Raw genomic sequence first — 13773 nt, 5'->3', positions numbered from 1 at the left:
TTATTTACATAACGGCAGTAATTGCTGATAGAGCTTTTTGAAGATTACTCGCTGAGCAGTGTAATGGTGATGCCGCTCTGCATCAGGTAAATGGGTTTGTTCCAGCACCAGTTCTGGTAATAAGTTCGCTAATGGCGTTTTTGGATTTAGTGCAATTTGAGCTAACCGGGCTGCGCCCAACGCTGGGCCGACATCACCTCCGGTACGATATTCCAGCGTTTGGCCACTGATATCAGCCAGCATTTGCCGCCAATAGGCACTGCGAGCCCCCCCGCCAATCAATGTGACTGAAGTCGGCTGTAATCCGCTGGCATGCACCGCGTCCATCCCGTCAGCTAAGGCGAATCCCACACCTTCCAATACTGCACGGGCTAAATCTGCTCTGCCATGTTGGTGGGTAAAGCCCCAAAAAGCCCCTTTAGCATTGGGGTTGTTATGGGGAGTCCGTTCGCCAGAAAGGTAGGGCAGGAACCATACCGGGGTAGCAGCAAGCGGTGCTTTCTCGACTTCTGCTATCAGCGCCGGAACGTTATCGACACCGGTGAGTTGGCAAGCCCAGTCAAGGCAGGACGCGGCACTTAGCATCACTGACATTAGATGCCAGGTATTCGGCAATGCGTGACAGAAACTATGAACCGCGCTGGCGGGGTTGCTGAGAAAGCCATCACTGACGGCAAAATAGACGCCGGAGGTACCCAGTGACAACATTGCCTGCCCGGCCTGATACAGGCCAACACCAACGGCACCGGCAGCATTATCGCCCCCCCCAGCCACTACCGGTATGGTGCTGATGCCCCAGCGGCGGGCAATAGCTGTACTGACATGGCCGGTAATCTGGCTACCTTCAAACAGCGCTGGCATGTGCTGGCGGTTTAAACCGCAGGCGGCCAGCATCTCATCACTCCAGTCACGCTGCGCAACATTCAGCCACATAGTACCGGCAGCATCGGACATATCGGTGGCGAAATCACCACTGATCAGAAAGCGAAGATAATCTTTTGGTAACAGTACCTTATCAATACGACTAAAAATATCTGGCTCATGCTCAGCCAGCCATTTAAGTTTTGGTGCGGTAAACCCAGGCATCATCAGATTACCTGTAATCTGGCGCGACTCGGGCACTGCGTGTTCCAGCGCCTGACATTGGGCAAAACTGCGGCCATCATTCCATAAAATAGCTGGGCGCAGCACCTGATGTTGTTTATCCAGTAAGGTCGCACCGTGCATTTGGCCGGTTAACCCAAGGGCTTTTACCTGTTGCAAATCATGTGTTGCGGCCAGATCTTGCATGGCCTGATCGGTTGCCTGCCACCAATCAGCCGGGTTCTGTTCCGACCACAACGGGTGCGGGCGTGAAACGGATAAAGCGGCACTTTGGCTGGCAACTACTTGCCCATTTTCGGCCAGTAGAATTGCTTTGACGCCGGAGGTGCCTAAGTCGATGCCAATGTACATATGCCTTCCTTATAGGTGAAGTTGGGGCAGCGAGTGCCCCATCTTAAGCATCAGCCGAATAAATAGCGGTTAACCAGATTTTCTAACTGTTCCTGATGACCACTCTGATGTTGCGGGTTCAGGTTATGCTGCTCGGCATAGCGTGCCAGCTCTTCCAGCGACAGTTTACCTTGCAGAATTTGCTGGCCCAGCTCAGTGTTCCAGCCCGCATAGCGCTTGGCGACGCGTTGAGCCAACTGACCATCTTCAATCATTTTGGCGGCAGTTTTCAGTGCCAGCGCCATCGTATCCATCGCACCAATGTGGCCATAAAACAGGTCATATTTATCAGTACTTTGGCGGCGTACTTTTGCATCAAAGTTCAGCCCACCAGTAGTAAAACCACCTGCTTTGAGGATCTCAAACATCACCAGCGCATTCTCTTCTACACTGTTTGGAAACTGATCGGTATCCCAACCCAACTGCGGATCACCACGGTTAGCATCCACTGAACCGAAGATACCTAATGCAATGGCACTGGCGATTTCGTGATGGAACGAGTGCCCTGCTAATGTGGCGTGGTTAGCCTCAATATTCACTTTAATCTCTTTTTCCAGCCCAAACTGCTTGAGGAAGCCATAAACAGTCGCTACGTCATAATCGTACTGATGCTTGGTTGGCTCCTGTGGCTTAGGCTCAATTAATAGCGTGCCCTGGAAACCGGTCTTGTGTTTATGCTCAACCACCATCTGCATAAAACGGCCAATTTGCTCACGCTCCTGGCGCAAATCGGTGTTTAACAGGGTTTCGTAGCCTTCACGCCCGCCCCATAACACATAGTTTTCACCACCGAGTTTTTGGGTGGCATTCATGGCAGTAAAGACCTGAGTTGCAGCCCAGCTAAAGACTTCTGGATCAGGGTTAGTCGCGGCCCCCGCGCCGTAGCGTGGATGGGTAAAGCAGTTAGCTGTACCCCATAATAATTTTATGCCGTTGCTCTCTTGTTTCTCGGCCAATACATCGGTCATAACAGCAAAATTATTAAGATACTCTTTCATTGACGCGCCTTCTGGCGAGACATCAATATCATGGAAGCAGTAATAGGGCACATTCAGTTTATGAAAGAATTCAAACGCGACATCGGCTTTGCGTTTTGCCAGAGCCAGTGCATCACCTGAGTGCTGCCACGGGCGATCAAAGGCATTGCTGCCAAACATATCGGCCCCGCCCCAGCAGAAGGTATGCCAATAACAGGCCGCAAACCGCAGGTGGTCGGCCATTCGCTTACCAAGGATAATCTCATCCGGGTTGTAGTGATGAAATGCCAGCGGGTTAGCGCTCTGGCTGCCTTCGTAACGCACTTGTTCTAATTCATCAAAATAAGATTGCATGCAATACTCCTTGGAAGCTGGCCCTGCGTTTGCCGGGCTGGTGAGCTTTTATCTTCGGAGTTGTTAGCTATTCTCTCAATTACGTTATTTCACACTTAAATTCAGAGAATTATTAATTGTGGCGTAGATCTCATAAATACCGGCTTAATTATAGAAACGCTTAGATATTCATTGCGCGGATAACAACTTCCGCTGGAATCATGCATTTTATGGTGAAGAAAACATGATCGTTATCATAAAATTAACATTAAACCAAAAAACATAATTGGCGGATTAAAATCTGTAATTGCCGATGTGCAAATAAGCGTCAACAATCCCTATTGCAGTTGATGTTTACCGTTTCTCTTACCCTGCTTGCACAATAAGAAAGGTACCGAAAGATGAAATTTAAGAACATTTTACTCTCCGCATGTGCCGCACTGGTGATGATTAGCCAGCCCGGATTCAGTAAAGAAATTAAAATCGGTATGGCGATAGATGATCTCCGCCTTGAACGCTGGCAGAAAGACCGCGATATTTTTGTTAACAAAGCTGAATCACTCGGCGCTAAAGTATTTGTTCAATCTGCAAATGGCAATGAAGAAACACAGATGTCACAAATTGAAAATATGATTAACCGTGGCGTTGATGTGTTGGTTATTATTCCCTATAACGGTCAAGTATTAAGTAACGTTATCGCCGAAGCTAAACGGGAAGGGATAAAAGTATTGGCGTATGACCGTATGATAAATAACGCTGATATTGATTTTTATATCTCATTTGACAATGAAAAAGTGGGTGAATTGCAGGCGAAAAGCCTGGTTGAGCGGGTGCCGCAAGGCAATTACTTCCTGATGGGGGGATCACCCGTAGACAACAATGCCAAGTTGTTCCGTCAAGGGCAAATGACAGTGCTTAATCCACTGATAAAAGACGGGAAAATAAAAATTGTCGGTGACCAGTGGGTTGATGCATGGTTACCAGAAAACGCCTTGAAAATCATGGAAAATGCACTCACTGCCAACAATAACAAGATTGATGCTGTGGTGGCATCCAATGATGCAACTGCTGGCGGGGCGATTCAGGCGTTAGCCGCACAAGGGTTGGCAGGGAAGGTTGCTATTTCCGGCCAGGATGCTGATTTGGCTGCAATAAAGCGAATTGTTGCCGGTACACAAACTATGACCGTATATAAACCAATCAGTAAATTAGCCAATGACGCGGCAGAAATTGCTGTCACACTGGGTAAAGGTGAAGAGCCAAAAGCTAACAGTAAATTAAATAATGGTATAAAAGATGTTCCCGCTTATTTATTAACACCGATTCAAGTTGATAAAAGCAATATTGATAGCACTATCATTGCTGACGGATTCCACAAAAAAGCAGATGTTTATTGATTGGCATATTGCTGATTGGACTTTGTAATAAACGGCCAGTTATTTAATTTATTAACATGGCCGTTATTTAATGTAGCCGCAATGCTATAAAATCAGCGGTATTAAGGAGGGGTTATGCCCTACCTGTTAGAAATGAAGAATATTACCAAGCAATTCGGTGTGGTTAAAGCCGTAGATAATATCAGCCTGACATTAGAGGCTGGGCAAGTATTATCGTTATGCGGTGAAAACGGTTCGGGAAAATCCACACTAATGAAAGTGTTATGTGGTATTTATTCCACCGGCTCTTACCAAGGAGAAATATTTTTTTCAGGTGAAATGTTACAGGCCAAAAATATTCGTGAAACAGAGCAAAAGGGCATTGCAATAATTCATCAGGAACTGGCGTTAGTGAAACAAATGTCGGTACTGGAAAACATGTTCCTCGGTTCTGAATGGGGGCGTTTCGGTATCATGGATTACGATGCCATGTATTTACGCTGCCAGCGGATGCTGGCACAGGTCAAACTGCTCGTCGACCCTCACACTCCCGTGGGTGAGTTGGGCCTTGGGCAGCAACAGCTCGTTGAAATTGCGAAAGCGCTGAATAAACAAGTGCGGCTACTGGTGTTAGATGAACCTACCGCCTCACTGACTGAAAGTGAAACCGCTATTTTGCTGGATATTATCCGTGACCTGCGAAACCACGGTATTGCCTGTATCTATATCTCGCATAAATTGAATGAAGTTAAAGCGATATCCGATCATATCTGTGTGATCCGCGATGGTCGTCATATTGGTACCCGCCCGGCGGCGACCATGAGTGAAGATGACATTATCGCTATGATGGTAGGCCGCGAGCTTAAAGAGCTTTACCCCCATGAAGCCCACCATATTGGCGAAGAAATTCTGCGAGTGGAGAATCTCTGTGCCTGGCATCCAGTCAACCGCCATATTCGCAGGGTTGATGAGGTTTCTTTCACATTAAAACGTGGCGAAATTTTAGGCGTTGCCGGGTTGGTAGGTTCAGGTCGAACCGAAACAGTGCAATGTCTGTTCGGCGTCTATCCGGGCCGTTGGCAGGGAGATATCTTTATTGATGGTAAACCGGTGACCATCAACACATGCCAGCAAGCAATGAAGCTGGGCATTGCAATGGTGCCAGAAGATCGCAAAAAAGATGGCATCGTACCGGTGATGGGGGTGGGTGCTAATATCACACTGGCGGCCTTGGATGATTTTACCGGCGCTTTTAGCATGCTGGATGATGCCAAAGAGCAATCCACCATTGTGCAGTCCCTGGCCCGATTGAAAGTGAAAACGTCCTCTTCGGAGCTGGCAATTGCCCGCCTTAGCGGCGGTAATCAGCAAAAAGCGATTCTGGCTAAATGCCTGCTACTGAACCCGCAAATTTTGATCCTCGATGAACCAACGCGCGGTATTGATATCGGCGCAAAATATGAAATTTATAAATTAATCAATCAATTGGTCCAGCAGGGGATTGCGGTCATTGTGATTTCCTCTGAGTTACCGGAGGTCTTGGGATTAAGTGATCGGGTGTTGGTCATGCATCAGGGGCGCATCAAAGCTGATCTTATTAACCATAACCTGACCCAAGAAAAGGTCATGGAAGCCGCACTCAGGAGTGAAACCCATGTCGCAAGCTAATCAGTCAGAACTGAACTCGCCAGATAATGGCGCTAAAAAGCCGCTATTTCGGCTAAAATCAGTTAATTTGCAAGTCTTTGTCATGTTGGCTGCTATTGCCATTATTATGCTGTTTTTCACCTTTACCACTGAAGGGGCGTATCTCAGCGCCAGAAATATCTCGAATCTTCTGCGCCAAACGGCGATCACCGGCATCTTGGCGGTGGGGATGGTGTTTGTCATTATCTCCGCGGAGATTGATCTGTCTGTCGGTTCGATGATGGGGTTGCTTGGCGGTGTGGCAGCGATTTTTGATGTGTGGCTTGGCTGGCCGTTGCCGCTAACCATTGTGGTTACGCTAGGCTTGGGGCTGGTGTTGGGAGCATGGAACGGTTGGTGGGTTGCCTATCGGAAGGTTCCTTCATTTATTGTCACCCTTGCAGGGATGCTGGCTTTCCGTGGCATCTTAATCGGTATCACCAACGGCACCACGGTATCGCCAACCAGCAATGCGATGTCACAAATCGGTCAAAGCTATCTGCCTAATGGATTCGGTTTTGGTATCGGTGCTATTGGCCTGATGCTGTTTGTGGCCTGGCAATGGCGTCGGCGCAGTCACCGTATTCGGCTGGGTTTGCCCGTTGCGGCACCACAAGGAGATGTTACTCGCCAATCTATTACCGCTGTAATAGTTCTTGGAGCTATATATTTATTGAATGATTATCGCGGCGTACCTACCCCGGTATTGATTCTTACGGCATTGATGCTGGCCGGTATATTTATGGCTACCCGGACTGCTTTTGGCCGCCGGATCTACGCCATTGGTGGCAATATTGATGCAGCCCGTTTATCTGGGGTCAACGTAGAGCGCACTAAACTGGCGGTATTTGCTATCAATGGATTGATGGTGGCCATGGCCGGTTTGATTCTTAGCTCCCGCTTGGGGGCTGGTTCACCTTCTGCCGGTAATATTGCCGAACTGGATGCTATTGCAGCTTGTGTGATTGGCGGTACCAGCCTTGCAGGGGGAATTGGCAGTGTGGCGGGTGCCGTGATGGGGGCATTTATTATGGCTTCTCTCGATAATGGGATGAGTATGCTGGATGTACCCACGTTCTGGCAGTACATTGTCAAAGGTGCGATTTTGTTGCTAGCTGTATGGATGGATTCCGCAACCAAACGCCGGGTTTAGTCCATCTTTCCGCTGGGAGATCAATGCCATACTGCATTGATCTTTCTGCTTATTGAGCCTTGATATCCCACCCATTTCAGGAGCCATTTCCATGTTTGAGAAACGCTACCGGATCACCTTACTGTTTAACGCTAACAAAGTGTACGACCGGCAAGTGGTGGAAGGGGTCGGCGAGTATTTGCAGGCTTCACAATGTGATTGGGATATCTTTATTGAAGAGGATTTTCGCTGCCGTATCGATAATATTCGAGATTGGTTGGGCGACGGTGTTATTGCTGATTTTGATGATCGGCAGATAGAGCAATTACTGGTAAATGTTAACGTGCCAATAATCGGCGTGGGGGGGTCTTATCATCAACCGGCAGATTATCCACCAGTCGATTATATTGCGACTGACAATGCAGCGCTGGTTGAGGCTGCATTTATGCATTTAAAAGAGAAAGGGTTAAACCGTTTTGCGTTCTATGGTTTACCGGCCAGCAGCGATAAGCGTTGGGCACAAGAGCGTGAATACGCTTTCCGGCAGCTAGTAGCGGCGGAACAATACCAAGGGGTGGTTTATCAAGGTATGGCTACCGCCCCGGCTAACTGGCAATACACCCAAAACCGCCTGGCGGACTGGGTACAGGCCTTACCGCACCAGACCGGTGTTATTGCTGTGACGGATGCACGAGCGCGGCATCTGCTACAAGTGTGCGAGCATCTGGATATCGCGGTGCCAGAGAAGCTGAGTGTTATTGGTATCGATAATGAAGAGTTAACTCGCTATTTATCGCGGGTGGCACTCTCTTCGGTGGTACAGGGGACGCGGCAGATGGGCTATCGGGCAGCCAAGTTGTTGCATCAACGCCTTAATCAGCGCCAAAAACAACAAGAAGCACCGCCATTACAGCGCATTCTGGTGCCACCCGTTAAAGTCATGGCCCGTCGCTCAACGGATTTCCGCTCGCTACGGGATCCGGCAGTGATTCAAGCGATGCATTATATCCGGCATCACGCCTGTAAGGGGATTAAGGTCGAGCAGGTATTAGATGCGGTAGGAATGTCGCGCTCAAATCTGGAAAAGCGCTTTAAGGATGATATCGGGCAGACCATTCATGGTGTTATTCATGAAGAGAAGCTTGATCGGGCGCGTAACTTATTGGCTGCCACTTCCTTGCCTATCAATGAAATATCGCAAATGTGTGGCTATCCATCGCTACAATACTTCTATTCGGTATTCAAAAAAGGCTATTCCATTACCCCGAAAGAGCATCGTGATAAGTATGGCGAAGTGAGTTATTAACTGATTTGGCGCTCCCACTAACATCTCTTACCTTCCCCCCACTTGAGGGGATTATTTATCATGTTTATTGAATGGCTAGCACCATACAATAAACACGTTATAATCACCGCCTTACATCCTCTTCCAAATGGAAGATCATCGTCCCCGGTGGGGCGGCTGGACTTCAAATCCAGATGGGGCCGCCAGCGGTCCCTGGCAGGTTCGACTCCTGTGATCTTCCGCCAAAAATTTTTTTTGCCTATTCCTCAGCACTTACAAAATATCCCTATTTTAAGTAAGTATGAAAAATAAGCAGAATCAGTTTGTTGAAGTTATGATGATTCGATACGGATGATTTTGTATGATTCTAACTCAATAAAATCACAGGTTATCTTCAGTAGTACTGATAATAAAAACATGTTCTTAAAAACAGTATTGACATCTGGTACAGAACACGTAGATTGGAATTCAACACCGGTGCAATTAGTAACGAACTCTTTATTTAGCCGGTGTCCATGTAGTTGATTTAAAATAATGCGATAAAGGTCACGAAATATTTTTTTATGTGAGATTCGCGATGGGTTTTTAGTAATTGACTCGTGCGATGACGATTTCAGGCCACGTAATAAATCTTTACGATCGCATATGTGGACGATAACGCGATGAGTTAAGGCTTTGTTGTTAATAGTAATGTTCGCGATTTGTGTACGTAAGTATGAAGTCGAGGATATCGCGAAGAAAGTAAAGCCATGTAACAAGAGTATATATCGCGAGGGTGATGTACTAATTTAGTCAGTCTTATCATAAGCATGGCTAAATGTAATAAACGGGAAATGTTATCATTCAGTTAATATATTGGAGGATAGAGTTAGTTGTAAGCACCAAATATTCCTGTAGAAATAGGTACATCTTTATAAATAGTACTAAGATAAGTGTCACGTTATTAAGTTGATTAATGTTTAATTTTAAATCTGTAGTACCTTAAAAGCCCTGACTGCAATAGTCGGGGCTTTTATCATTGCGCCTTTATAAGGTTTTGTATTGTCGAATTTTATCGGTGTGAGTCAATGCTTTCAGCCCGATAAGAATAAAGTAACCGCCATGAGGGCGGCAATTCCCCCCCCAAATCCCATCAATAACTGCAGATTTTAACCCGCATCAGCATATGCTCCCTACCGGCATAGTAAGTGATGTACATCCTATGCAATTGCCAACTAACCCCCAGAAAAGCGTAAATGCTCTGAAATTTAACTGGTTGATTTATCACATTTTAAATTTAATGTTATGCGGTTAAATTATTTAATCGACGTGTTTAGTCATGTTGTTAAGTGCTTTTTTATTGGAAATAAATGTCTTAAATACATCGATGGCTTCGTTTAATATTGTTTTCTTTCATTTTATTCGATGGAGCCACAGATGATCGTAGTTATCTTTGAAGTTGAACCGGCAGACGGTGAATACCACGCGTATCTGGATTATGCTGCGGCACTGAAACCTTTATTAGAAAAAATGGACGGTTTTATTTCGGTAGAACGTTTTCAGAGTTTAACTAACCCGCAGAAGTTGCTATCGCTATCATTTTGGCGCGATGAAGAGGCGGTTAAGCAGTGGCGGAATATTGAACAGCATCGTTGCGCACAAGCTGCGGGGCGTGCGAGCGTGTTCGCCGGTTACCGCCTGCGGGTGGCCGCAGTGGTGCGGGACTACGGCTTAACTGAGCGGGAGCAAGCGCCTGTTGATAGTCAGACCCACCATAAACAATGAATTATAGATAACTACGGATATATTTTATATTTAGCGGTTCCTGGTTGGGTCAATCGCTAAGCTGCGCAATACACACGGTGCGATATCGCATATTTAGTGTGTCACAATGTAAAATCCATGTGACATATATGTGACTTCGTGCGCAAAAACACACCAATTTTATGCTGATTTCATTAGCAAAACCACGTTGAAAATCCTCCCGCTCTGCCTTAATGCAGAATGAGATTAATTATAACTAATTAATTTTAAACACTATTAGTATTATTGTTTTTTAAAGGCACGGCAGGATATGACCGTTTTCCCAGAGCTTGATTGTACTTGTCTATACGAGTATATGTTAATAAATACCTATGCTAAGTAATGTCGTTGATACCTGAAAAACTGGTTGAAGGAAATTGCCGTGACTGCCCAAAATAGATTCCGTGATACTGAGATTCGTGCCCCGCGTGGTACGAAACTTACGGCCAAGAGTTGGCTGACTGAAGCTCCGTTACGTATGCTAATGAACAATCTTGATCCAGACGTGGCCGAGAATCCAAAAGAATTAGTGGTTTACGGCGGTATCGGCCGCGCTGCCCGCAACTGGGAGTGCTATGACAAGATTGTTGAAAGCCTGACCCATCTGAATGACGATGAGACGCTACTGATTCAGTCTGGTAAGCCAGTCGGTGTATTCAAAACCCACAGTAACGCCCCTAGGGTATTGATTGCTAACTCGAATTTGGTGCCTCATTGGGCCAACTGGGAGCATTTTAACGAATTGGATGCCAAGGGGCTGGCGATGTACGGCCAGATGACTGCAGGCAGTTGGATTTATATCGGTAGCCAAGGCATTGTGCAGGGTACCTATGAAACCTTCGTCGAAGCCGGTCGGCAGCACTTTGGTGGTAGCCTGAAAGGGCGTTGGGTATTAACGGCCGGTCTGGGTGGAATGGGGGGCGCACAACCGCTGGCTGCAACCTTGGCGGGTGCATGTTCTCTGAATATTGAGTGCCAGCAGAGCCGCATCGATTTCCGTCTTAAAACCCGCTATGTCGATGAGCAAGCCACAGATCTGGATGATGCGTTAGCGCGAATCAAAAAATATACTGCGGCTGGTGAAGCTGTTTCTATTGCACTGTGTGGCAATGCGGCTGACATTCTACCTGAGCTAGTTCGTCGTGGCGTTCGCCCAGATATGGTGACCGACCAAACCAGCGCACATGACCCGCTAAACGGTTATCTACCAAAAGGCTGGAACTGGGAAGAGTATCGTCAGCGCGCCCAAAGCGAACCGGCACTGGTGGTTAATGCCGCTAAAACTTCAATGGCGGAACATGTTGAAGCGATGCTGGCCTTCCATAATATGGGTATCCCTACCTTTGATTACGGCAATAATATTCGCCAAATGGCACAAGACATGGGGGTCACTCATGCTTTTGATTTCCCTGGTTTTGTCCCTGCATATATTCGCCCGCTATTTTGTCGCGGTATTGGCCCGTTCCGCTGGGCGGCACTTTCTGGTGACGCCGAGGATATTTATAAAACCGATGCCAAGGTTAAGGAGCTGATCCCTGATGATGAGCATTTGCATCACTGGTTGGATATGGCCCGCGAACGTATCAGTTTCCAAGGGCTACCGGCCCGTATTTGCTGGGTAGGCTTGGGGCAGCGCGCTAAATTAGGTTTGGCTTTTAACGAGATGGTTCGCAGTGGTGAACTGTCGGCTCCGATTGTGATTGGTCGCGACCATCTGGACTCCGGTTCAGTTGCCAGCCCTAACCGAGAAACTGAAGCGATGCAGGACGGTTCTGATGCCGTATCTGACTGGCCGCTACTCAATGCATTGTTGAATACGGCCAGTGGCGCAACGTGGGTCTCTCTGCACCACGGTGGTGGTGTTGGGATGGGCTTCTCTCAGCACTCCGGTATGGTAGTGGTTTGTGACGGCACTGATGATGCGGCTGAACGCATTGCCAGAGTACTGCATAACGATCCAGCCACGGGTGTGATGCGCCATGCTGATGCTGGTTATGATATAGCGATTAATTGTGCACAAGAGCAGGGGTTAAATCTGCCGATGGTTGCTGCAACTCAAGGTAAAAAATCATGAAAACAATCAATAAAAAAATGATGCTGCACCCTGGGCAGATGACGCTGGCAGATTTGCGACATGTTTACCAATATCCGGTCAATATATCGCTAGATGAAAGTGCTGATGTGCCTATCGAGCAAAGTGTGAAGTGTGTACAGACAATATTGGCAGAAAAACGTACCGCCTATGGCATTAATACCGGGTTTGGCCTGCTGGCATCTACTCGTATCGCCACCGAAGATCTGGAAAACCTGCAACGCTCGATAGTCCTGTCCCATGCCGCCGGTGTTGGCGAACCAAATGATGATGCTATTGTTAGACTGATTATGGTGTTGAAAATCAATAGCCTGGCCCGTGGATTTTCAGGCATCCGGCGGGAAGTCATTGATGCGTTGATTACGTTGGTTAATGCCGAAGTCTATCCACATATTCCGCTAAAAGGCTCCGTGGGTGCTTCCGGTGATTTAGCGCCGCTGGCACATATGAGCTTGCTGTTGTTGGGTGAAGGTAAAGCGCGTTATCAGGGGGAATGGCTTGATGCGCGCACGGCTCTGTCGAAAGCGGGTTTGGAGCCTCTTACCCTGGCAGCTAAAGAAGGGTTAGCATTACTCAATGGCACTCAGGTTTCGACAGCTTATGCGCTACGCGGCCTGTTTGAAGCCGAAGATCTCTATGCTGCGGCCTCTGTCTTTGGCAGTCTCACCGTGGAAGCGGCATTAGGCTCCCGTAGTCCGTTTGACGCTCGTATTCATGCAGTGCGGGGCCAGCGTGGTCAGATTGACGCAGCCAATACTTACCGCCACTTGCTGGGAAGTCGTAGTGAAGTCTCTGAGTCTCATAAGAATTGTGACAAAGTACAGGACCCTTACTCTCTACGCTGTCAGCCGCAGGTGATGGGTGCATGCTTAACTCAAATGCGTCAGGCGGCAGAGGTTCTGGCTATCGAGTCTAATGCGGTGTCAGACAACCCGCTGGTGTTTGCTGATCAAGGCGATGTGTTGTCGGGGGGGAATTTCCATGCTGAGCCGGTGGCTATGGCGGCGGATAATCTGGCGCTGGCATTGGCTGAAATCGGTTCATTAGCCGAGCGCCGCATTTCGCTATTAATGGATAAACACATGTCGCAGTTACCGCCATTCTTGGTGGAAAATGGAGGCGTAAACTCTGGTTTTATGATTGCGCAAGTTACTGCTGCGGCATTAACCAGTGAAAATAAAGGGCTGGCATTCCCGTCCAGTGTTGACAGCATTCCTACTTCTGCCAATCAGGAAGACCATGTTTCTATGGCCCCACGTGCAGGCAAACGTTTATGGGAAATGGCCGAAAACGTGCGCGGCATTCTGGCTGTTGAATGGTTAGCTGCATGCCAAGGGTTGGATTTGCGCAAAGGTTTGAAAACTTCGGATGCGTTGGAACCTGCACGCCAGCTATTGCGCCAACATGTGGCCTACTACGAGAAAGATCGTTTCTTTGCCCCCGATATTGAAGCGGCAAGCCAGCTCATCGCGCAGCGTCATATGAATGAACTGATGCCTCCGCATCTGCTACCAAGCCTTTAGCAGCAATTTATCCGCTAATAACAGTTCATCAACTAATAACAATTAATCTACTAATAACAACGATAACCAGCTATTACATCAACCTATGGGTGG

General features: G+C 47.5%; 9 protein-coding genes and 1 tRNA gene. 8 read left to right on the top strand and 2 right to left on the bottom strand.

The genetic code is table 11. The annotated features are described in order from the left end of the window. On the bottom strand, positions 1-1455 hold the full coding sequence (gene xylB / locus A6J67_RS02770; protein ID WP_080608046.1) for a xylulokinase: 1455 nt from the start codon (positions 1453-1455) through the stop codon (positions 1-3). A 50-nt stretch (positions 1456-1505) separates the two neighbouring features. Beyond that, entirely contained in the window at positions 1506-2825 is a 1320-nt protein-coding gene (gene xylA, locus A6J67_RS02765) for a xylose isomerase (RefSeq protein ID WP_005186907.1), read from the bottom strand. 380 nt (positions 2826-3205) lie between these two features. Between xylA and xylF the strand changes: the two genes are divergently transcribed. From xylF to hutH, 8 genes are all read left to right on the top strand, one after another. After that, entirely contained in the window at positions 3206-4201 is a 996-nt protein-coding gene (gene xylF, locus A6J67_RS02760) for a D-xylose ABC transporter substrate-binding protein (RefSeq protein ID WP_005186910.1), read from the top strand. Positions 4202-4315: 114 nt separating this feature from the next. Continuing rightward, positions 4316-5848 (top strand): xylose ABC transporter ATP-binding protein, encoded by a 1533-nt coding sequence (locus A6J67_RS02755; RefSeq protein ID WP_005186913.1) that lies wholly within the window; start codon positions 4316-4318, stop codon positions 5846-5848. After that, on the top strand, positions 5835-7019 hold the full coding sequence (gene xylH / locus A6J67_RS02750; RefSeq protein ID WP_032906766.1) for a xylose ABC transporter permease XylH: 1185 nt from the start codon (positions 5835-5837) through the stop codon (positions 7017-7019). The genes A6J67_RS02755 and xylH overlap by 14 nt, the downstream gene beginning before the upstream one ends. 91 nt (positions 7020-7110) lie before the next feature. Beyond that, positions 7111-8304 (top strand): D-xylose utilization transcriptional activator XylR, encoded by a 1194-nt coding sequence (xylR, locus tag A6J67_RS02745; protein WP_005186917.1) that lies wholly within the window; start codon positions 7111-7113, stop codon positions 8302-8304. Between the two features lie 129 nt (positions 8305-8433). Then, positions 8434-8528, top strand: a tRNA-Sec gene (locus A6J67_RS23360). Positions 8529-9699: 1171 nt separating this feature from the next. Continuing rightward, positions 9700-10047, top strand: a complete 348-nt coding sequence (locus A6J67_RS02735; protein ID WP_032906769.1) for an antibiotic biosynthesis monooxygenase family protein — start codon at positions 9700-9702, stop codon at positions 10045-10047. A 400-nt stretch (positions 10048-10447) separates the two neighbouring features. Continuing rightward, complete coding sequence (hutU, locus tag A6J67_RS02730; protein WP_032906770.1) at positions 10448-12139, top strand: urocanate hydratase; 1692 nt, start codon at positions 10448-10450, stop codon at positions 12137-12139. Positions 12140-12156: 17 nt separating this feature from the next. Then, entirely contained in the window at positions 12157-13680 is a 1524-nt protein-coding gene (gene hutH, locus A6J67_RS02725; protein WP_072088835.1) for a histidine ammonia-lyase, read from the top strand. Positions 13681-13773: the final 93 nt, after the last annotated feature.

The sequence above is a fragment of the Yersinia sp. FDAARGOS_228 genome (genome assembly GCF_002073315.2).
In the GTDB taxonomy this organism is placed as follows: Bacteria; Pseudomonadota; Gammaproteobacteria; order Enterobacterales; family Enterobacteriaceae; genus Yersinia; species Yersinia intermedia.
This window is presented reverse-complemented; position numbering and strand designations above follow the sequence as displayed.

What these genes read in the sequence shown, in the direction of transcription:
- xylB (WP_080608046.1), bottom strand. Translation starts at nt 1,455, where the DNA reads ATGTACATTGGCATCGACTTAGGCACCTCCGGCGTCAAAGCAATTCTA.
- xylA (WP_005186907.1), bottom strand. Translation starts at nt 2,825, where the DNA reads ATGCAATCTTATTTTGATGAATTAGAACAAGTGCGTTACGAAGGCAGC.
- xylF (WP_005186910.1), top strand. Translation starts at nt 3,206, where the DNA reads ATGAAATTTAAGAACATTTTACTCTCCGCATGTGCCGCACTGGTGATG.
- A6J67_RS02755 (WP_005186913.1), top strand. Translation starts at nt 4,316, where the DNA reads ATGCCCTACCTGTTAGAAATGAAGAATATTACCAAGCAATTCGGTGTG.
- xylH (WP_032906766.1), top strand. Translation starts at nt 5,835, where the DNA reads ATGTCGCAAGCTAATCAGTCAGAACTGAACTCGCCAGATAATGGCGCT.
- xylR (WP_005186917.1), top strand. Translation starts at nt 7,111, where the DNA reads ATGTTTGAGAAACGCTACCGGATCACCTTACTGTTTAACGCTAACAAA.
- A6J67_RS02735 (WP_032906769.1), top strand. Translation starts at nt 9,700, where the DNA reads ATGATCGTAGTTATCTTTGAAGTTGAACCGGCAGACGGTGAATACCAC.
- hutH (WP_072088835.1), top strand. Translation starts at nt 12,157, where the DNA reads ATGATGCTGCACCCTGGGCAGATGACGCTGGCAGATTTGCGACATGTT.